A 20,860-nucleotide genomic window follows, 5' to 3' on the forward strand; every position below is an offset into this window, starting at 1 on the left:
CGTCGATCTGGCGGGGAATGTGGCACAACATCCGTCTGTCGCGCCTTATTGTCCTCGGCGTCATCTTGCTTCTCAGCCTGCTTCCCGTCACGCGTCTGCTCCTGGCTGCTGTCGCACCTGGCGGCGAACTTGACATTGCAGCTCTTGCAGGCCGTCTCTCCAGCCCTTCGGCAGTTCGTGCCACTCTGAACACGTTGGATACGGCCGTTTTTGGCGCCCTACTAGCGCTTGTGATCGGAGCGCCTTTCGCTGTTGGCGTTGCGATGACCGATCTGCCAACGCGACGGTCCCTGGGCTTTCTCCTACTGCTTCCGCTGATGATCGCACCGCAGGTGATGGCGCTGTCATGGCTCCACCTGTTTGGGCCGTCCAGCACGCTGCTCGGCGCCTTTGGCCTTGCACCACCCCCAGGTACCGCCAATCCGCTTCTCGGACGCAATGGCATCATTCTGCTTTATGCTATTCAGCATGCACCGATTGTCTTTGTAACGCTGCGGGCCGGACTATCGCGCGTGCCACGTGATCTGGTGGAAGCTGCGCGCTCGGCGGGTTCATCGCCGGTTCGGGTGCTGATGACAATTGTCCTGCCGATGGTCCGGCCCTATCTCGTCGCGGCCACAGCACTCGCCTTCGTTTCCGGCGTTGGCAATTTCGGCATCCCCGCGCTGCTTGGGATGCCTGTCAATTATCTGACCCTGACAACGTTGATCTACCAACGTATCGCCAGTTTCGGTCCCAGCGTTCTGCCGCAGGTCGCGGCACTGTCCGTGCTGATCGCTATACTCGCCTTGCTTGGCGTTACGCTGCAGGCGCTGGCGCTGCGAAAGGCAGGCCATCGGTTTACGTCAGGCACACCCGCACGCTTTGCCCTGGGACGATGGCGCCTGCCGCTCGCGCTGCTCGGCTGGCTGGCCATCCTGTTCATGCTGATTTTGCCGGGCCTGGCATTGGTGACCACCGCGATCATTCCTTCCTTCGGCGTGCCGCTTACCTGGAACACGGCAACCCTCGCCAATTTCGAGGAAGTCCTGTTGCGCCAGGCTTCGACTAGCCGCGCCTTCCGCAATTCGGCCATGCTCGCCGGGGGAGCAGCGCTGATCCTCGCCTTTGGCGCCATTCCCTTGTCGATTGGTATAGAGCGGTTCTCACGCCTGTCTCAACGCATCCTGCACGGCGCCATCGAGCTGCCTTACGCGCTCCCCGGTATCGTGCTTGCCATAGCATGCATCCTTCTGTTCCTGCGGCCATTGCCGCTGATCGGCAGCTTATATGCCACTGCATGGATCATTCTGGTCGCATATCTCATGCGATTCTTCGCTCTCGCAATGAAGCCAGTCACCACGGCGGTTGGGCAAATCTCGCGTGACCTCAATGAAGCGGCAGCGGTTTCCGGCGCGCGGCCCCTACGCCGGATGCTGACCATCACTACGCCTTTGGCGGCGCCCGCTGCGGTGGCCGGGGCATTGCTCGTCTTCATGAGCGCCTTTAACGAATTGACGGTCTCGGCGCTGCTCTGGTCGAGCGGCAACGAGACACTAGGCGTCGTGCTGTTCAGCCTCGAGGAGGCCGGGCTCGGTACACAGGCAGCGGCGATCGCCGTCACAACGATCATGGTGGTTATCGCGTTGCTGCTCGTTCTGGATCGACTTGGCAAGAGACTGCCCGCCGGCGTGCTGCCCTGGCGCTGATCAGGGAATGATCCACGCGTCCTTGACAGCAACACGCGCGGTTTCTCCAGGCGTTAGCGCCACGGGACTGTCGAGCGTCACATGCTCGCCATTGGCAAGATCGAGCCGTGTCTCGTGCACCGGCCCGCGATAGGTGCTCTCCCGTACCGCAGCAGCAAGCCCTTCTTCAGCAAGGCCGAGCGCTTCCGGGCGCAGCAGAACCTGCACCCGGTCGCCACCGTTGGCCCGACCGCGCGCATTGACGCTATAGCCGCCAATGTCGAGGAGGGTCGATGCACCGTTCCTTTGCATGACATGCCCGGATACAACCGCTCCGCGGCCGATGAAGGAGGCTACTTTCTGGTCGGACGGCGAGTGATAAACCTCGGCAGGAGAGCCCAGCTGCAGGATGGTACCTCCGCTCATGACTGCAATACGGTCGGAGAGAGCCAGAGCCTCCGATTGATCGTGGGTGACATAGACGATCGTCGCGCGGGTACGGCGGTGGATTTCGCGGAATGCCTCCACCATCGATGCCCTGAGATGCATGTCGAGATTGGCAAGCGGTTCGTCAAAGAGAATGATCTTTGCATCCGCCACCAGGCACCGGGCGAGGGCGACACGCTGGCGCTGGCCACCGGAAAGTTCATCGATCCGCCGACTTGCAAAGCCGTCAAGGCCGACACTCTCAAGAACAGCGTTGACGCGACCGGCGATCTCGCCTCTGGCAACCTTGCGTGTCTTCAGCGGGTAAGCGACGTTCTCTGCCACGTCCATATGTGGCCAGAGCGCATAGGACTGGAAGACCACGCCAACACCGCGTTCTTCCGGCAATTTTTGCTGTCGCTCGTCCGCGACCAGGTTGCCGCCAAACCGTATCTCACCTTCATCCGGCGCTTCAAATCCCGCAAGCAATCGCAGCAACGTTGTCTTACCGCAACCTGATGGGCCAAGCAGCGACGTAAACGAGCCGGATGGGAAGCTGAGCGAGATATCGTTGAGGGCGGTGGTTGCGCCAAAGCGTTTCGTCAGGTTCTGGATGAGGATTTCAGTCATGCGTTTGGTTTCAATTTCTTCCGGAGTTCTGGCACCGCCTATGGGCCCGAAGCTGTAACAATTGTGTGACGCGCAATTGATCTCGGGAAGGGGCCCCGCGAAAAACCCAATCGGCACCTGCACGTTGCACAGGAACTACCGAAATGCAGCCTCAAATCATTACAAAACTATAATTTGTAATGGCGCGTAGAGGGATTAGTCCTGAGACATTCGGCGCTCATCAACGAAAGTTAATTGCATGAAGCGTATCGGCCTTGCGATTGCTATTCCAGTCACTATCGGCGTTGGCTATTTCCTTGCTTGTCCCGAGTTGTCCCTGCGCGCATCGGCACCTGACACAAGTGCAATGCCGTCCGCGTCGCTTTCGACCGAAAAGGAAGCAACCGCGACAGGGAAGCGGGGGAAGGGGAGTGCCGTGCCTTCGGTTGTTGTTGCCGAAGCGAAGACCGAGGACGTTCCCGTCTCCAAGACTGTGGTTGGTACCATCGAACCCATCGATACCGTTGCCGTCAGGCCGCAGATCGACGGCGTCGTCATCGCCGACAACGTCACCGACGGCCAGATGGTAAAGGCGGGTGACGTGCTCTTCCGTCTCGATGACCGCGCTATCCGTGCCATGATCGACAAGGACCAGGCCCAGCTCGCCAAGGACCAGGCCAGTCTCGTGGCCGCCAATCTCGATCTCTCGAGCGCACAGAACCTTGAGAAACAGCGCGTCGACACCAATCAGCAGGTTTATCAGGCCGATGCCGCCGTGAAGGTGCTCGAAGCCTCCATTGCCATGGACAAGGCCCAGATCGAGGCCGATCAGGTTCAACTGTCCTATATGACCATCGCTGCGCCGATTGACGGCCGCGTCGGCGTGGTCAACACGTCATTGGGAAATCTCGTCCGCACGGCCGATACCGGCAACGGCCTCTTGACGATCACCCGGATGGCACCGCTTCGCGTCGCTTTCACCATCGCCGAAAGCGATCTCCCTGCACTCAGGGCGGCTGTGGCCGACCACCCAACGAGGGTTCAGATCCAACTTCCCGGGGGCAGCGAAACGATTGCGACGGGAACATTGAATTTCATCGATTCAAGCGTCGATACCGCGTCAGGGACGGTCGTCCTGAAAGCCGATCTGGATAACCGCGACGGTGCGCTTTGGCCCGGCCAGTATGTGACGGCCATTGTCGATCTAAGCCTGCAGAAGAACGCTACGACCGTTCCGCTTATCGCGGTCCAGCAAGGCAATAACGGCTCCTTTGTCTTCCTGGTCCGTGCGGACAAGACCGCCGCCATGCAGCCAGTCACCCTCACCAGCTCGGTTGGCGATACGGCCGTCATCGCATCGGGCATCAAGCCCGGGGACCAAGTCGTCGTTGATGGCCAGCTGCATTTGCAGGATGGCGCGACCGTGCGGACATCGTCAGATGCGTCTTCACTTGCCGACGTCGAGGCGAGGCAATGAACATCTCATCCATATTCATCCGGCGGCCCATCGCGACGATCCTGCTTTCCGTTGCTCTCGCAGCCTCCGGTCTTTTTGCCTACCGGTTCCTGCCGGTTGCCGCCTTGCCGGAGGTGGATTTTCCGATCATAACGGTTTCGGCCAAACTTCCAGGCGCCGCCCCCGATACGATGGCCAATGCGGTTGCGACGCCGCTGATCAAGCAATTCTCGACGATCCAGTCCATTTCGACGATCAGTTCGACCAGCACGCTCGGTTCAACCCAGATCACCCTCGAATTCGACCTGAACCGGAATATTGATCAGGCAGCAGCCGACGTTGAAGCAGCGATCGCCAGCACGCTGCGAAAACTGCCTCCGAGTATGACAGACCCGCCCAGCTACCGGAAAACCAATCCGGCCGATGCGCCCGTTGTCCTGGTCGCCCTGCAAAGCGATACGATGCAATTGTCCAGGCTCGACGATTACGCTGAAAACGTGATGTCACCCGCCTTTTCGACAATCGCCGGCGTGGGTGAAGTCCAGGTTCTCGGTACCAAGCAGTACGCGGTGCGCATTGAGGTCGATCCCAACGCCACCACCGCCCGCGGCATCGGCCTTGACGATCTGACAAATGCCGTGGCGGCCAACAATTCGATCGCGCCGGTCGGCACGATCTCCAGTCCGACGCAGCAAATGGCGATTGAAGCCGATACGCAGGCACAGAACGCCGATACATTTCGCCAGATCATTATTGCTTCGCCCAACGGCAAGCTGGTCCGTCTTAGCGACGTGGCGCGGGTGATCGATTCGGTTGCCACCACGCAGACCGAAAGCAGGTATGACGGCAAGCCATCGCTGGTCCTTGCCGTGTTCCGCCAACCCGGCGCCAATACGGTCGATGTCGTCGATCGCGTCAAGGCCATACTGCCGCAATTCACGCAGGACCTCGGCCCTTCAGCCAGCATTCACATAGTCAATGACCGCTCTCAATCGATACGCCAGGCGGTCTCCGACGTGCAGTTCACGCTCATACTCACAATTGCCCTGGTGATCATGGTCATCTTCGTCTTCCTGCGCCGGCTATCCGCCACGATGATTCCGATCATTGCGGTACCGCTTTCGCTGATCGCGACCCTGGGCGCCATGTACGTGCTCGGGTTTTCGATCGACAACATTTCCCTCCTCGGTCTCACCCTGTCGGTGGGCCTGGTTGTTGACGATGCGATTGTCATGCTCGAAAACATCACGCGGCATATCGAAGACGGCATGTCGCCGTTCGAGGCGGCGATGAAGGGCAGTGCGGAGATCGGCTTTACCATCATATCGATCACCACTTCGCTCGTTGCCGTGTTCATACCCATCCTGCTCATGGGCGGCGTCGTCGGCCGAATCTTCAACGAATTCGCCGTCGTCGTCACCGTCGCCATCATGGCCTCCGCATTGATCTCGCTGACGCTGACGCCAATGTTGTGCAGTCATTTGCGCGGCGAGAAGCACGGCGAGGGCGCCGATCGAAAACCATTCACTGAACGCGTCTTTGATACCGTGCAGTCGGCCTACGCGCGCGTCCTCGATCTCTGCCTGCGCTTTCGCCCGGTGATCCTTGCGGTGTTCGTGCTGACAGTCGTTGCGACCGTCTATCTCTTCTCCACGATCAACAAGGGGTTCCTCCCGACCGAAGACATCGGACAGCTTTCGATCTCGACCGAAGCGCGGCAGGATATCTCGTTCGATGCCATGGTTGACCTGCAAAAGCAGGTGGCGGACGCCATATCCAGCCGGCCTTACGTTGCGCATTTCGTATCCAACGTTGGCGGGGGCTTTAACTCGTCCAGTCTCAATCAGGGACGCTTCTTTGTTGAACTGAAGCCGAAATCGGAGCGTGCGCCGCTTGAGAGCGTTCTGAGCGATCTGCGCCGGACGCTGGCGAAAGTCCCGGGCATAAACAGCTATCCCGTTGCCGTACAAAATCTGCGGATTGGCGGCGTCTCCTCCAACGCGCAATACCAATATGTTCTTCAAAGCGTCAACGCTGCTGACCTCTACCCCTGGTCACAAAAGATCATGCTGACGATGCAGCAGGACCGCCAGACTTTCATCGACGTCTCAAGCAACCTGCAAAACAATGCGCTCCAGGCCAATCTAGTGATTGATCAGGACAAGGCGCATCTCCTCGGCATCAATTCCGATCAGCTTCGCAACACGCTGTATTATGCTTTCGGTACCAATCAGGCGTCGACCATATTTTCGACTGGCGACAGCTACCAGGTCATTCTCGAACTCGATCCCGCAATTCCGTGGACCGCTGACAAGCTCGATCAGATGCAGATTCGGTCAACTACAACCAACAAGCTGATACCATTGTCAGCCTTTGCGCATGTTGAACGCAAGACCGGCCTGCTGGCGGTCAGTCAGCTTGGCCAGCTGCCTGCCGTCACCATTTCCTTCAATCTCCCGCAAGGGGTATCGCTCGGACAGGCACTGCAGGAACTCGATGCGCTGAAGGCGCATCTCAACGTCCCGAGCACCATCACCTCGAGCTTTACTGGTACCGCCCAGGTGTTCCAGCAGTCGCTCGCCAATCAGGGTCTGCTTGTCGGCGCCGCAATCCTGACCATCTATATCGTGCTCGGCATCCTCTACGAGAGCTTTGTCCACCCGCTCACCATCCTGACCGGACTCCCGGCCGCCGCTGCCGGGGCGCTCGCAACCCTCGAGCTGTTCGGTTACGATCTCAGCGTCATCGCGATCATCGGCATCCTCATGCTGATCGGCATCGTCAAGAAGAACGCCATCATGATGATCGATTTTGCCCTTGTCCGCCAAAGGGCAGGCGAGACTTCGCTTGACGCTATCCGCGAGGCCTGCCTCGTGCGTTTCCGGCCGATCATGATGACGACATTTGCCGCTTTGATGGGCACCATCCCCATTGCAATCGGCGCCGGTGCGAGTTCCGAGCTTCGCCAGCCCCTCGGCGTCGCAGTTGTCGGCGGGCTGGTCGTTTCGCAGATCCTGACGCTGTTCATTACGCCGGTTCTCTTCCTTTACATGGAGGACCTGTCACATGCCCTGAGAAGATTGGGAAACGCGATATTAGGAAGGCAAGCGCCTGTCGCTGCCGAATGATCTCTAAACGACTGCGGAACAGACCGCCGCGTAGTGAATGCTTGCTGCGACCAAGACAAACCCATGCCATATAGCGTTGTGAAACGGCAGCCGTTCGACGACGTGGAAGATAACGCCGAAGGAATAAACAAGGCCCCCGATCAGAATGAGCCAAAGGATCGATGCCGAAAGCGTCCCCGCAAGCTCGTGATAGGCAGTTACACCGCTCCAGCCGAGGGCAAGATACAATCCGATCGACAATCTGTCGAAACGGTTCGGCATGAGGAGTTTCAGAAGAACACCGGCAACAGCGATTGCCCAGACGGTCGCCAGCAGCCACCACGTTCCGCTCTTGGCAATGAACGGCGTGTACGTCCCGGCGATCAGGAGATAGATCGCCGAGTGGTCGAAGCGACGCAAGAATAGCTTGACCGGTGAAACCGGCCACACGTTGTAAACTGCGGAAATGCTGATTGAGAGGACGAGCGTTGCAAGATAGATCGCCGTCGCGATGTAGGCTCCTGTGGCCGTGCGATCAACCATGAACGCCAGAAGTGCGATGGATCCGGCCACCGCCATAACAACCCCGATAATATGGATGGCGCTGTCGGCGCGCACTTCCGCAAGCGAATAGTCCCTGTAAATGACAGCGGCTACAGATGGTGGCTTGCGCATATTGCTGGTCCTCTGACCCAACTGGTTCCCGCGAACGGCCGCCGGATTTCTCTCATCAACATTGTACGTTGAAGGCCAATTGTCCAGCGCGTAGCGGCCTACAACACCTGCTTGACATATAGGTGCATATGCTCCTATATTATGCGCATATGCACCTATATGAGGGACTGGAACTTCATGACACGCCTTCTGGATATGAACCCCGACCTGTGCAACTGCCTGGCTCTGCGTCAGGCGACCCGTCACGTCACGCAGTATTATGACCAGTTCCTGGCGCCGACCGGATTACGCACGACCCAGTTCTCGATTCTCGCAAAACTTGGAAATCGGGGACCACTCACGATCAATGCTCTGGCGGCGGAAATGGTGATGGACCGCACGACCCTCGGCCGTAATATTCAGCCGCTGGAGCGGGAGGGCCTTGTTGCGGTCATGACCAGACGCACCGACCGCCGGAGCAAGGAGTTGCAGCTGACCGAGCTTGGCGTTGAACGGCTCAGCGCCGCGCGCGAGGCCTGGGCCGAGGCCCAGTCGCAATTCGAATCCTCTTTCGGAAATGACCGCGCTTCCGACCTGCGCGCCATCCTGCATTCCGTCACTGCCTGTGATTTCGCAGCGAGCGCCAGCAGCGCCGCGCCAGAGCTGCAGTGACCGCCATGACCACGCCAGCCCCACTGACAAGCGGGAAGGTTCTGTTCCTCGTCACTGGTCTGGCAGGGTCATTTCTTGTCAGCCTTGCGGCGCAGTTCCCCTCGTCCAATATCGCTGACGTCCAGGGCGGCGTGTTTTCCACGCCCGACGAGGCATCGTGGATACTCACCGTCTATACCATGGCCAGTTTCGTCGGCATCGTCACGTCAGGACTGTTCATCAGGACTTTGGGGATTGGCAGGTATCTCGCCTTGAGCGCGACCGTGTATGCGATCACGGCCCTTGCTTGCGCGACAGCCCCCGCTCTCGCTGTGATGATCGCGCTGCGGACAATCCAGGGCTTTTCGGCTGGCGGCTTCGGTCCGGCCGCCTTCGTAACTGTATTCACGGTGATGGGCGGACCGCGTCTCCCCTTCGGCGTAACGCTGCTGGCTTTCGTGCTTGTTTTCCCTACGACATCAGGGCCTGTCATCTCCGGTTTTGTCGAAGACAGTTTTGGCTGGCAGACGCTGTTCCTCGTTCAGGCTGGCATCGGTGTGGTGCTGGCGCGAGCCGCCTATACCTGGTTGCCGCGCCAGCTGCCGGATTGGTCAGCACTGAAGACCGACTGGGTGGCGGTATTCCTGCTGTCGCTCACCCTTGCCTCCCTGGCCCTTGTCCTCAGTCAGGGGACACGCCGCTTCTGGTTCGAAAATGACATGATCGTCTGGTGGACAACAGTCTTCATGGGCGCCCTTGCAGGCTTTGTCTTCCTTGCGCGCTTCTCGCCGATGCCGCTCATGGCGCCTCGGCTGCTGCTGTCGCGCAAATTCGGCATTCCGATCGGGCTCAATCTCGTGTTCCGCGTGGGCGTGGTTGTAACCTCGTATCTCGTGCCGCAATTTCTTAGCGTGGTGCAGGGTTACCGGCCGCTTGAGGTCGCTGAACTCATGCTCTGGGCCGTGATGGCGCAACTGGTTGCGCTGCCTTTGGTCTGGCGGCTGATGCATCATTTCGATACGCGAACGGTGATGGCCTTCGGCCTTTTGCTCTGTGCCGCCGGGACTGCCGTGGGGATCAGTGGGACAGCACTTTTTGCCGCCGAGCAATTCCGCCTGATGCTCGTCGTCTATTCGGCCGGTCAGCTGTTGTTCCTGGTTCCCGCGCTGGTGATCGGCTCAGGGTCGCTGAAGCCGGCAGATTTACCGACTGCCTCGCTCGCATTCAATGTGACAACGCTCGGCGGCACGACCCTCGGCACCGGCATCGTCTCCCACTTCGTTACCGAGCGCCAAAAGTTCCACTCAAACATCATTACCGAGAACGTATCGCTTTATCACCCGCTCGATGCAGACCGCGTCTCGGCTCTTGCCGCTACATTTGCAAACCGGATCGTCGACAATGCGGGTGCAACCGCCCGGACGGTAGGCCTGTTGGCATCCGCCGCCCGCCGCGAAGCGTGGGTCCTTTCATTCAATGACGCATTCCTTATCGTCGCTGCCGTCTTGGCCATCAGCGCTTTGGGGGTTATCGCCATCGGCCAGTCCTCGCCTTTGCGAAGCAAGGAATCCCTTTCAGGAGAACCATCATGAAGCTCTTAACCGCAGGAATAAGCGGGCTCCTCGTCGCGGGGACCGTATTTGCCGCTGCCTCTACGTCGATGGCGCCAGGACGGTGGGTAACGTCATTGCGATCGACCTCCACGGACAACGCCTACGTGCGCGGTGACGTGACGCCGATGAGCCCCAAGATCGCCGGTTACATCACGGAAGTCCATATCAGCGACAACCAGCCCGTGAAGGCCGGAGACATCCTGTTCCGGATTGATGACAGCGACTATCGCGCCCAGGTGGATCAGGCCGCAGCCGGTGTCGCCACACGGCGCGCGATGCTAGGCAACCTTGCAAGCCGCATCGATCTGCAACAGGCCGTCATCGAACAGGCGGTCGCGACGCTGCGTGGAGCAGATGCCGACGCTAACCGTGCTGCTCGCGATTTCGCCAGGGTTCATGAACTGACCGGCGGCGGCTGGGTTTCACAATCGAGAAGCGATGAGGCCGAAGCGACCAATCTCCAGGCGCAGGCGAAAATTGCCGAAGCGACCGCCAATGTGAGTGCCGCCAGGCAGCAGATGAGTGTGCTGGAAACCCAGCGCCCGCAGCTTGAGGCGGATATCGACGCGGCAGTAGCAACACTCAAGCTCGCCGAGATCGACCTCGAAAACACCCTCGTACGCTCGCCATCGGATGGCTGGGTCGGCGAACGGCAAGCCAGGGTCGGACAGTATGTACGGCCCGGTACGCTATTGATCGCTGTCGTTCCCCAGGATTTCTGGGTTGTCGCCAATTTCAAGGAAACGCAGATTCCGGCGATGCAGAGCGGGGACGGTGTCGCCATTTCAATCGACGGCATTCCTGGAATAGACTTCATGGGCCACGTCGAGAGCCTCTCGCCAGCCAGTGGCGCACAATTTGCGCTGCTGCCGCCTGACAATGCGACCGGTAACTTTACCCGCATCGTCCAGCGCATCCCGGTCAAGATCACGTTCGATCCAAATCAGCCCGGGCTTGACCGCCTGCGGCCGGGCATGTCAGCGGTTGTGTCATTGGTGACCGCCGAAACGCAAGGCACTGGCAACACCGCCATGGGTCCCACGCAAGACGCTGCAGGTTGAGAGAGGCGCCAGAAAGTTCTTGCTAAATTAATCCCCGTACAAGGAATGCAGCGACGTGTACCGTCTAGCAGCATATTACCACAATGCGCACTTGGTTCGACCGAGATCATTACGATCTCCGGTCGGGCGCAGGCACACAGTAAATGCCGACTGCAGCCCGTTCAACGATCCGCATCTGCACCGCCGTTTGCGTCCTTGACTTCTCGGTCGTCGATGAACAGATCGACGTTATGCCATTCATGAACTGATGATATCAGCGGTGCCAGCCGCGGAAGACGGCATGCGTGTCCGGGAGTATTGCCGGAAAACGCGGTCTTGTTATGATGCAAGCACTGTTATCCGCAAGGCGGCAGCGGATCTTGCGGAAGCGTACGAAGCCGCCTGCCGCCTTCGAAGGGGAGACAGCAGAATGACAAGGCGACCGATTCCTGTCTCGCACCTCCGCTTGAAGCGCGCTTACGATCCGGTCATGCCCGACGATGGCATACGGATTCTGGTCGATCGGCTTTGGCCTCGCGGGATAAGCAAGGCGGAAGCCGCAATCGATGACTGGGCAAAGGATATTGCTCCGAGCATCGAACTTCGAAAATGGTTTGGCCACGACACTGGGCGCTGGCCGGAATTCCAGCACCGGTACAGGTCCGAACTTGCGCAACATTCGTCACGACTTGACCAGATCCGCACCCTGGCTAAAAAACAATCGGTCACGCTCGTCTACAGCGCGCGTGACGAACTGCACAATGATGCAATCGTATTGAAGGAAGTGCTTCTTGAGGGAAATTAACAGAACGACCACCTGTAAAGCCCACTGGCACTGACCTGGGGCACTTCGGAGGAGGGTATGATCAATGCGTGTAGCCACATGCCGATGCGGGCAGCTTAAGGCGACTTGCGAGGGTGAACCGGTCCGCGTCTCGGTTTGTCATTGCCTGGATTGCCAGAAAAGAACCGGAAGTGCGTTCGCCGCTCAGGCGCGATGGCCTGATGAGCGCGTGAGGGTCACAGGCGAATTTCGCACCTGGGTTCGGGTAGCCGATAGCGGCCATAAGGCCACGTATCAGTTCTGTTCGGCTTGCGGCTCGACGGTCGCAAACATCATCGAAGGCTGGCCCGGTGTCACTGCAGTACCTCTCGGCGCATTTGCCGATCCGAGCTTTCCTGCTCCAAAATTTTCCGTGTACGAGCATCGAAAGCACGTTTGGACGACCGTTTTAGGGGAGGAGGTCGAGCACTCGTCCACTCCAAGTACCCGGCGGCGGCCCAGCGATGGCTTTCATGACGCGGCAGCCGATAAATGATGTCGCGACATACGCATGCAATCCCGTCAGTTCACATGCCCATGCGCAACTGCTGGGACGCACTCATTGTATGACAAGTCGCAACTTGTTGCCCGAGTTATGCCGGAGTCTGGTGTGCTGTTGTGTCGATTGAGGCGGCTATGGGTAACTCGACCGAACTATGTGACATATCCTCCTCTCGCCTTTCCTGTCGTCACATTTCCCATCAAAACCACTCAAAAAGAGTTGCACACCTCAAAGACCTGATCTAAGACTTTGGTCGGAGGAATTTTCTCGTGGTCAAGATGACGCTCGAAGACGTCGCCCGAGAAGCCGGTGTCAGTCTCGCAACGGTTGATCGTGTCGTGAACGGAAGGATTGGTGTGCATGCGCGCACCATCGAACGCGTCAACGCGGCCATCAAACACCTTGGCTTCCTCCCCGATCCCCACGCATCCCGTTTGGCCCGCGGACGCGACTATGACTTCCGCATCATCCTGCCCATCGGCGAGAATGAGTTCATGCTGGCGCTTGCCGCCGAGTTTCGTGCCACGCGCGAACGCCAGCTGCAGGAGCGGGTGCGCCTGTCGATCCAGCATGTCGACACATTCGATGGCCTTGCGCTTGCCGCCGCACTGGAAAAGCTGCCGTCAGGTATTGATGGTGTCGCCGTGGTGGCGCTCGATCACCCGGCTGTCACCGAGGCCATCAATGCACTCGCGGATGCCGGTGTGGTTGTCCTCACCCTCGTTTCTGACGTACCGAACTCGCGCCGCGCACATTTCGTCGGCATCGACAATTTCGCTGCGGGCCGCACCGCAGCCTCGCTGATTGGCCGCTTCGTTGGTCCACGCAAGGGCAAGGTCGGAATGATTGCCGGATCGCTCGCATTGCGTGACCACATCGAGCGTCAATTCGGCTTCGAGCAGATCATTTCCCGTGAATATCCCAACCTCGACGTGCTCCCCGTGCGCGAGGCCCGCGATGAGAACGCCCGGGTCGAGGCGGCCAGCCGCTCCCTGCTTCAGGATCATCCGGATCTTGTCGCCATCTATAATGCCGGTGGCGGGCAGGCGGGTGCCATCGCCGCACTGGAGGCGACGGGCAGGGCTTCTGATGTCATTTTTGTTGCGCATGAACTGACCCCTTCGACCCGGCGTCACCTTGTACGCGGCACGGTCGACGCATTGATCAACCAGGACGCTGGCCATATGGCCCGAAGCACCGCGCGCATCCTGACCGCATTGCGCGAGGGTCGCCCAATCGTGCCCGGCCAGGAACACATCCGTATTGATATTTTTCTCAGGGACAACATGCCCTGACGGCAGACACATTGAAGGAGGAGACTGATGAAGACGATCAAGGGACCAGCCATTTTTCTCGCGCAATTCGCGGGGGACACGGCGCCTTTCAATTCCTTCGACGCAATCTGCGAGTGGGCGGCTGGACTAGGCTACAAGGGCGTCCAGATCCCGGCCTGGGACGGACGCCTCATCGACCTGAAGAAGGCCTCCGATTCAAAAGACTATTGCGACGAGCTCGCAGGCGTTGCCGCTTCGCACGGCCTGACGATCACCGAACTCTCAACACACCTGCAGGGCCAGCTTGTTGCTGTCCATCCGGTCTATGACGAGCTGATGGATGGCTTCGCCGCGCCGGAAGTGCATGGCAACCCCAAAGCCCGCCAGGAATGGGCGGTGGATCAACTCAAGCGGGCCGCCCGTGCTTCAAAACATCTCGGCCTCAAAGCCATGCCGACCTTCTCTGGCGCACTAGCCTGGCCGTTCCTCTACCCCTTTCCGCAGCGTCCTGCCGGTCTGGTTGAAGCGGCATTTGACGAGCTCGCCAAGCGCTGGACGCCAATTCTGAATTATCTCGATGAGCAGGGCGTCGACGCCGCCTATGAAATCCATCCGGGCGAAGATCTGCACGACGGCATCACCTATGAAATGTTCCTGGAGCGCGTGAAAAACCATCCCCGCGCCAACCTGCTCTATGATCCGTCCCACTTCGTGCTGCAGCAGCTCGATTATCTCGACTACATCGACATCTATCACGAGCGCATCAAGGCCTTCCACGTCAAGGACGCCGAGTTCAATCCGACCGGACGGCAGGGCGTCTATGGCGGCTATCAGTCCTGGGTCAACCGCGCCGGCCGCTTCCGCTCGCTTGGCGACGGGCAGGTGGATTTCGGCGCCGTCTTCTCCAAGCTGACCGCCCATGACTTCGACGGCTGGGCCGTGCTCGAATGGGAATGCGCCCTCAAGCATCCGGAAGACGGGGCCCGCGAAGGCGCCGAATTCATCAATGCGCATCTGATCCGCGTTACCGAGCGGGCCTTCGATGATTTTGCCGGTGCTGGCACTGATGATGCGGCCAATCGCCGTATTCTTGGTTTGAGTTAAGAGGACAGAGTAATGGCTATTGGAGCATCCAAGGAAAAACCCGCAACGCGCCGTATCCGTATCGGCATGGTGGGCGGTGGGCAGGGCGCTTTCATTGGCGCCGTGCATCGCATAGCGCTGCGCATGGACGATCAGTATGAGCTCGTAGCGGGCGCGCTGTCTTCCGATCCGGCACGTGCCAAGGCGTCCGCCAAGGAGATCGGTATCTCCGATGACCGAACCTATACATCCTTCGAGGAGATGGCCAAGGCCGAAGCCAAGCGCCCCGACGGCATCGAGGTGGTCTCGATCGTGACGCCAAACCACATGCACGGACCAGCAGCCAAGGCGTTTTTGAAGGCCGGTATTCACGTGATCTGCGACAAGCCGCTGACAACGACGGTCAAGGAGGCGAAGGAACTGGTCTCGCTGGTGAACAAGACCGGCAAGCTCTTCATCGTCACCCACAACTATACCGGCTATCCGATGATCCGCCAGGCAAAGGCCATGGTGGAGAAGGGCATGCTCGGCACGTTGCGACTGGTCCAGGCGGAGTATCCGCAAGACTGGATGACCGAAAAGACCGAGGCAACCGGTTCCAAACAGGCCGAGTGGCGCGTCGATCCGAAGCGTTCCGGTGCAGGTGGTGCGATCGGTGATATCGGTACGCACGCCTATAATCTCGCCTGTTTCGTCTCGGGGTTGAAGCTCAAGCAGCTATGCGCGGAACTGACCAGCTTTGGCGAGGGTCGCGTGCTCGACGACGATGTGCAGATTCTCATGCGCTTCGATGGCGGCGCCAAGGGCATGATCTGGGCAAGCCAGGTCGCCCCTGGCAATGAAAACGGTCTGAAGCTGCGCGTCTACGGAACCAAGGGCGGACTGGAGTGGACGCAGGCCGACCCGAACTACCTGTGGTACACTCCGTTCGGCAAACCGAAGCAGTTGCTGACCCGCGGCGGCGCGGGGGCATCATCGGAAGCAGCGCGCGTCACCCGTGTTCCAGGCGGCCACCCGGAAGGTTATCTCGAAGGGTTCGCCAATATCTACACAGAAACAGCACAGGCCATCATCGCAGCACGGTCCGGAAAGAAAACGCCGAAGGATGTCATCTACCCGACCGTTGAGGACGGGCTCGCCGGAATGGAGTTCATTGAAGCGGCCGTGAAGTCATCGAAAGCGGGCGGCGTCTGGACGAAGGTGTGATGGAAACGAGGGAACCAACAATCGCCGCTACGATGCCAGTGCTCGAAGCACGGGGCATCGCCAAGGCGTTCGGACCGGTCGAAGTGCTGACCGACATCAGCCTCACGGTCATGCCTGGCGAGGTGCATGCGATCATCGGCGAAAATGGCGCTGGTAAGTCGACACTGATGAAACTCATGAGCGGACACCTCCAGCCGACGCGCGGTACAGTTGCCATTGATGGCGAACCGGTACACTTCGCCGGGCCCGTCGATGCGGAGCATCGTGGTCTGGTGCTGGTCCACCAGGAGATATTGCTGGCTCCGGACCTGACCGTTGCGCAGAACATCTTCATGGGCCGCGAACTGAAACGTGGCCTCATGGTCAATGACCGCGAGATGAACCGACAGTCCGCGGAAGCTGTACATAGCCTTGGCGCTGATATCGATCCGACAACCCAGATCTCGCGTCTTTCCATAGCACGCCGCCAACTCGTGCAGATCGCGCGTGCCCTGCAGGTGCCGCACCGCGTCGTGATCTTCGACGAACCTACCGCCTCGCTGACACCCTTCGAAACCGAAGCCTTGCTCAAGGTGATCCGCGACCTGCGCGACAAGGGCGTCGCCGTTCTCTACATCTCGCACCGCCTGCCGGAAGTCGGGGCGATTGCCGACCGCATCACCGTGTTGCGCGACGGCAAGCTCATCGCGACCCGCAATGCCTCGGAGCTTCAGCCCGTCGACATGGCAAGGCTGATGGTCGGCCGCGACATGTCCAAGCTCTACCCCGAGCGCGAGGATACCACGAGCCGCCAGACCGTATTGGAGGTCAAGAATTTCGATGTTCCAGGTTATGCGCGAGATGCCTCGTTCTCGTTGCGCAAGGGTGAGATCCTCGGCTTTGCCGGCCTCATCGGCGCGGGGCGTACCGAACTCTTTGAAGGGCTCGTCGGCCTCCGTACCGGTCACGGCGACATCAAGCTCAATGGCGCGCCGGTCAAGTTCCATGGTGTGCGCGACAGCATGGCGGCAGGCATTGTCTACCTGAGCGAGGACCGCAAGGGAAAGGGGTTGCTGCTGGCGCAGGACCTGCGCACCAACCTGACGCTGGCAACACTCGGCAAGTTCACAAAGGGCCCGCTGATCGAGCGCAAGCGCGAGGACAAGAGCCTCGACAAGGCCATTAGCGATTTCGATATCCGCGCCCGACGCCGCGATCTTCTGGCCGGGCAGCTTTCCGGCGGCAACCAGCAGAAACTGCTCCTTGCCAAGATGATGCTTCTTGAGCCGAGCATCGTCATCATCGACGAACCGACACGCGGCATCGATATCGGGACCAAGGAACAGATCTACAAATTCATCGCCAGCCTCGCCAAGGCGGGCAAGTCGGTGGTCGTCATTTCCTCCGAAATGCAGGAACTCATCGGCATCTGCCATCGCATCCTTGTCATGCGCTCGTCGCGCATCGTCGGCGAAGTGATGGGCGAGGCGATGACCGAGGACGAAATCGTCGTCTACGCCACCGGCGTCAAAGTCAACGAAGCAGAACTTTACAGTGCGGGGAACGCATGAGCGATACGAAAACAATTGCCGACACGCGCGGTTTTGGCCGCAAGTTCGCGGATCTCGACAAGACGGCGGTTGCGCCGTTCCTGGCGCTCGCAGCGCTGTTCCTTCTCGGTGCACTGGTCAACCCCAACTTCCTGTCGGTCGACAATCTGCTCAACGTCCTCACTCGTTCTTCATTCATCGCCATCATTGCGGTCGGAGCGACATTCGTCATTTCCGCCGGCGGGCTTGATCTGTCTGTCGGGTCGATGGCAGCGCTTGTCGCCGGCATCATGATCCTGTTCCTCAACTCGGGTGCAATCGACGGCGACACGGCAATGCTGGCAGCGGGCGTCGTCGTCGCCCTTGGCGTCGGCGCTCTTGCCGGGCTGCTGAACGGCACGATCATCACCATCGGCAAGATAGAACCGTTCATCGTCACGCTTGGCACCATGGCGATCTTCCGTTCGGTCACGGTATGGCTAGCCGATGGCGGCTCGATCGCCATGAAATCGATCGCCATGCGCAACATGTTCCGTCCGGTCTACACCGGCGTCTTCCTTGGCCTGCCTTTTCCGGTGTGGCTCATCATCGCGGTTGGCCTTCTTGGCGCGTTCATCCTCTACAAGACGTCGTTTGGACGGCACGTGATTGCCGTCGGTTCCAACGAGGATGTCGCGCGCTATTCGGGTATTCACGTCAACCGCGTGCGCGCCATGACCTATATCCTCCAGGGCATTTGCGTAGCGATTGCCGTGGTGGTCTATGTCCCGCGCCTTGGCGCGGCAACGACCACCACCGGCATGCTGTGGGAACTGCAGGCGATCACCGCCGTGGTCATCGGCGGGACGGCTCTGCGTGGCGGTGTCGGCCGCATCTGGGGGACGATCTGCGGTGCCTTCATGCTCGAGATCGTCGGCAACATCATGGTGCTCTCCAACATCGTCAGCGAATACCTGATCGGGGCCGTGCAGGGCACGATCATCATCATCGCCATGCTGGTGCAGCGCACTCTGCAGAAGAAGAAGGCGTGATGTCGGACAGCGATACTCAGGTGCGGCGATGCCGCCCTTTCAAAACCGGACGGGGGAACGGGGCCACCCACCGAGCCGCAATCAGGGCCCGAACGAAAATATTGGGAGAAGACAAATGCGTAAACTCTTGATCGGTCTGGCCGGGGCGGTCCTCGCTTCGACGCTGACCTTCGCCTACGCCCAGGACAAGGAGGTCAATATTGCCGTGTCCATTCCGGCGGCCGACCACGGCTGGACCGGCGGCGTCGTCTATCATGCCGAGCGGGCAGCCAAGCTGCTCGAAGCTGCTCATCCTGGCCTGAAGATCACCATCAAGACGTCGCCGGACGGCGCCTCGCAGGCCAATGCGCTGGAAGACTTGACCACGCAGGGTATCGATGCCCTCGTGACCCTGCCGCACAACTCCGACGAGTTGACCGATCCGATCCGCGCCGTCAAGGAAAAGGGCATCTTCGTCACCGTGGTTGACCGCGCCCTGTCCGATCCGAGCATTCAGGATCTTTATGTCGCCGGCAACAATCCGGAACTTGGGCGCGTCGCAGGCGAGTATCTGAAAAACACAATGAAGACCGGTGACGTCGTCGTTATCCGCGGTCTGCCGATCGTCATCGACGAAGAGCGCCAGAAGGGCTTCGACGATGCGATCGCAGGCAGTGGCATCAAGGTTCTCGATAAGCAGTTCGGCAACTGGTCCCGCGACGATGCCTTCAAGATCATGCAGGATTACCTGACGAAGTTCCCGAAGATTGATGCCGTATGGTGCCAGGACGACGACATGGCTGTCGGCGTGCTCGAAGCCATCGACCAGGCCAAGCGCACCGACATCAAGCTGGTCATTGGCGGTGCCGGTATGAAGGACATGATCAAGCGCGTTGCCGATGGCGACCAGCTGACCCCGATCAATGTGCTCTATCCGCCGTCAATGGTGGCAACGGCCATGGAACTCACCGTCGCCAATTTCTACGATCAGGTGCCGGTGCGCGGCAAGTACATCCTCGATGCAACCCTCGTCACCAAGGACAATGCCAAGGAATTCTACTTCCCGGATTCCCCGTTCTGAGGTTAGAGACCAACAGAGAATTGGAAGAGGCCCGCAAGGGCCTTTTCTTTTGTCGTCAAATCGCCGGTCGATTGAGCTAGAGCAGTCGTGGATCGAGTGAAAACGGTTCCAGTGCGGCGATCTTGATATTCACGGCCGCTGGATGCGCATGATTGATCAGCACATTGACATCCGGTGATTCCGCAATGGGAACGATTGCCGACGGCACCGTCAACAACGATACGGACCTCGCCTTGTGCCAGTTATCTCCCATACGCTGCGTCAGCCCTTCCTGGCGCCGCCAGTCAGATGGCAATTCCCCGACAGCAATCGTTTCAATCGCCAGGTCGTCTGGAACATCGTAGGTCACCATGACGAGCTCCGGCAACAGCGTCGGATCTTCGACGTGCACCAGTTTTTCCAGCACGCACAGTGCCGGTGATGTGGCGCAATAGGTGATGGCATGGCCAACAGTGTTCCAGCGGCCATTGAAGAGCAGGCCGTACCCTCCGTCGAACGTTTCAGCATATTGCCGGCCGGACAGACGCCAAAGCCGCATCAGGCGGCGGCGCCCCATGCGATCTTGCCGAGAATCGTTTCAATGACGCGCGCGCCGGCTTCCGTCTGCGCCACGACCAGCGGTGTTTCACCGCCAAGTTCGGTCAGTGTCCGTCTCAGCCAGCGATTGGCTTTTTCGTTATCGCCAAATGTTTCTTCGGCCAATGTCTGGATACGCATCAGTCTTACCGCTCTGTCGGACTCATCCACTGTCAGCGGCTGCTTCTTGTCAGCACGATGCCGCCGGGTCCGCTGCGGAATGACAAACTGCTCGATTTCCTGGTTGCTCAGTCCGGCAAGCGTGAGGCCCTTGAGAGCGCTCAGCGGCAATCGGTTGCGGACAGCCGTTGCAAGATCGGCCTGGGAACGAACTTCCGATCCGAGTACCGGCACGCCACCAAGCTTCCGTGCGACTTCTTCAACGATAACTTTTGACATGTTCCAGCTCTCCGGCAACTTGCACTAATATAGGCGGCATATTGCCGCTTTACAAGCTCAAGTCTCCTTCGATTGGCGATATCAAAGCTGCGACATTTCCTGCCGCCAATAGAATTGATTTGTTGACATATACATATCTTTATGTGACTTTGCG

General features: G+C 59.4%; 18 protein-coding genes. 14 read left to right on the plus strand and 4 right to left on the minus strand.

Annotated features, from left to right (window positions below; all coding sequences use genetic code 11):
* Positions 1-17: 17 nt before the first annotated feature.
* Positions 18-1,688 (plus strand): ABC transporter permease, encoded by a 1,671-nt coding sequence (locus CU102_RS21350; protein ID WP_106713119.1) that lies wholly within the window; start codon positions 18-20, stop codon positions 1,686-1,688.
* Here CU102_RS21350 and CU102_RS21355 read toward each other — a convergent pair whose 3' ends face one another.
* Positions 1,689-2,723: an ABC transporter ATP-binding protein gene (locus CU102_RS21355; RefSeq protein ID WP_106713120.1), complete on the minus strand. Its 1,035-nt coding sequence runs from the start codon at positions 2,721-2,723 to the stop codon at positions 1,689-1,691.
* Between the two features lie 238 nt (positions 2,724-2,961).
* Between CU102_RS21355 and CU102_RS21360 the strand changes: the two genes are divergently transcribed.
* Together CU102_RS21360 and CU102_RS21365 are read left to right on the plus strand one after the other, a co-directional pair.
* Positions 2,962-4,179 carry an efflux RND transporter periplasmic adaptor subunit gene (locus tag CU102_RS21360; RefSeq protein ID WP_106713121.1) on the plus strand — a complete coding sequence of 406 codons (1,218 nt, stop codon included), beginning with the start codon at positions 2,962-2,964 and terminating at the stop codon, positions 4,177-4,179.
* A complete protein-coding gene (locus tag CU102_RS21365; protein ID WP_106713122.1) occupies positions 4,176-7,286 on the plus strand; it encodes an efflux RND transporter permease subunit in 3,111 nt (1,036 codons plus the stop codon). Before CU102_RS21360 ends, CU102_RS21365 begins: the two co-directional genes overlap by 4 nt.
* Positions 7,287-7,289: 3 nt before the next feature.
* Here CU102_RS21365 and trhA read toward each other — a convergent pair whose 3' ends face one another.
* A complete protein-coding gene (trhA, locus tag CU102_RS21370) occupies positions 7,290-7,940 on the minus strand; it encodes a PAQR family membrane homeostasis protein TrhA (RefSeq protein WP_106713123.1) in 651 nt (216 codons plus the stop codon).
* Between the two features lie 177 nt (positions 7,941-8,117).
* Here trhA and CU102_RS21375 point away from each other — a divergent pair, with 177 nt between their 5' ends.
* The 11 genes from CU102_RS21375 to CU102_RS21425 all read left to right on the plus strand — a co-directional run bounded on the left by CU102_RS21375 (position 8,118) and on the right by CU102_RS21425 (position 19,731).
* Positions 8,118-8,591: a MarR family winged helix-turn-helix transcriptional regulator gene (locus CU102_RS21375; RefSeq protein WP_208113862.1), complete on the plus strand. Its 474-nt coding sequence runs from the start codon at positions 8,118-8,120 to the stop codon at positions 8,589-8,591.
* A 5-nt stretch (positions 8,592-8,596) separates the two neighbouring features.
* Positions 8,597-10,162 (plus strand): MFS transporter, encoded by a 1,566-nt coding sequence (locus CU102_RS21380; RefSeq protein ID WP_106713173.1) that lies wholly within the window; start codon positions 8,597-8,599, stop codon positions 10,160-10,162.
* Positions 10,159-11,244, plus strand: coding sequence for an HlyD family secretion protein (locus CU102_RS21385; protein WP_106713124.1), 1,086 nt, complete (start codon positions 10,159-10,161; stop codon positions 11,242-11,244). Before CU102_RS21380 ends, CU102_RS21385 begins: the two co-directional genes overlap by 4 nt.
* 409 nt (positions 11,245-11,653) lie before the next feature.
* Entirely contained in the window at positions 11,654-12,028 is a 375-nt protein-coding gene (locus CU102_RS21390) for a DUF488 domain-containing protein (protein ID WP_106713174.1), read from the plus strand.
* Positions 12,029-12,092: 64 nt separating this feature from the next.
* Entirely contained in the window at positions 12,093-12,542 is a 450-nt protein-coding gene (locus CU102_RS21395) for a GFA family protein (protein ID WP_106713125.1), read from the plus strand.
* Between the two features lie 284 nt (positions 12,543-12,826).
* Positions 12,827-13,843: a LacI family DNA-binding transcriptional regulator gene (locus tag CU102_RS21400; RefSeq protein WP_106713175.1), complete on the plus strand. Its 1,017-nt coding sequence runs from the start codon at positions 12,827-12,829 to the stop codon at positions 13,841-13,843.
* Between the two features lie 27 nt (positions 13,844-13,870).
* Positions 13,871-14,926 (plus strand): sugar phosphate isomerase/epimerase family protein, encoded by a 1,056-nt coding sequence (locus CU102_RS21405; protein ID WP_106713126.1) that lies wholly within the window; start codon positions 13,871-13,873, stop codon positions 14,924-14,926.
* A gap of 12 nt (positions 14,927-14,938) precedes the next feature.
* Complete coding sequence (locus CU102_RS21410; protein ID WP_106713127.1) at positions 14,939-16,111, plus strand: Gfo/Idh/MocA family protein; 1,173 nt, start codon at positions 14,939-14,941, stop codon at positions 16,109-16,111.
* Positions 16,111-17,661 (plus strand): sugar ABC transporter ATP-binding protein, encoded by a 1,551-nt coding sequence (locus CU102_RS21415; protein ID WP_106713128.1) that lies wholly within the window; start codon positions 16,111-16,113, stop codon positions 17,659-17,661. The genes CU102_RS21410 and CU102_RS21415 overlap by 1 nt, the downstream gene beginning before the upstream one ends.
* Complete coding sequence (locus tag CU102_RS21420) at positions 17,658-18,671, plus strand: ABC transporter permease (protein ID WP_106713129.1); 1,014 nt, start codon at positions 17,658-17,660, stop codon at positions 18,669-18,671. Before CU102_RS21415 ends, CU102_RS21420 begins: the two co-directional genes overlap by 4 nt.
* Before the next feature lie 115 nt (positions 18,672-18,786).
* On the plus strand, positions 18,787-19,731 hold the full coding sequence (locus CU102_RS21425; protein WP_106713130.1) for a substrate-binding domain-containing protein: 945 nt from the start codon (positions 18,787-18,789) through the stop codon (positions 19,729-19,731).
* Between the two features lie 76 nt (positions 19,732-19,807).
* On the opposite strand, the gene CU102_RS21430 is transcribed toward CU102_RS21425, so the two are convergent.
* Together CU102_RS21430 and parS are read right to left on the minus strand one after the other, a co-directional pair.
* Positions 19,808-20,287, minus strand: coding sequence for an RES family NAD+ phosphorylase (locus tag CU102_RS21430; RefSeq protein ID WP_245425462.1), 480 nt, complete (start codon positions 20,285-20,287; stop codon positions 19,808-19,810).
* Entirely contained in the window at positions 20,269-20,706 is a 438-nt protein-coding gene (parS, locus tag CU102_RS21435) for a type II RES/Xre toxin-antitoxin system antitoxin (RefSeq protein WP_106713131.1), read from the minus strand. The genes CU102_RS21430 and parS overlap by 19 nt, the downstream gene beginning before the upstream one ends.
* Positions 20,707-20,860 lie beyond the last annotated feature (154 nt).

Source organism: Phyllobacterium brassicacearum (assembly GCF_003010955.1).
GTDB classification, from domain to species: Bacteria; Pseudomonadota; Alphaproteobacteria; order Rhizobiales; family Rhizobiaceae; genus Phyllobacterium; species Phyllobacterium brassicacearum.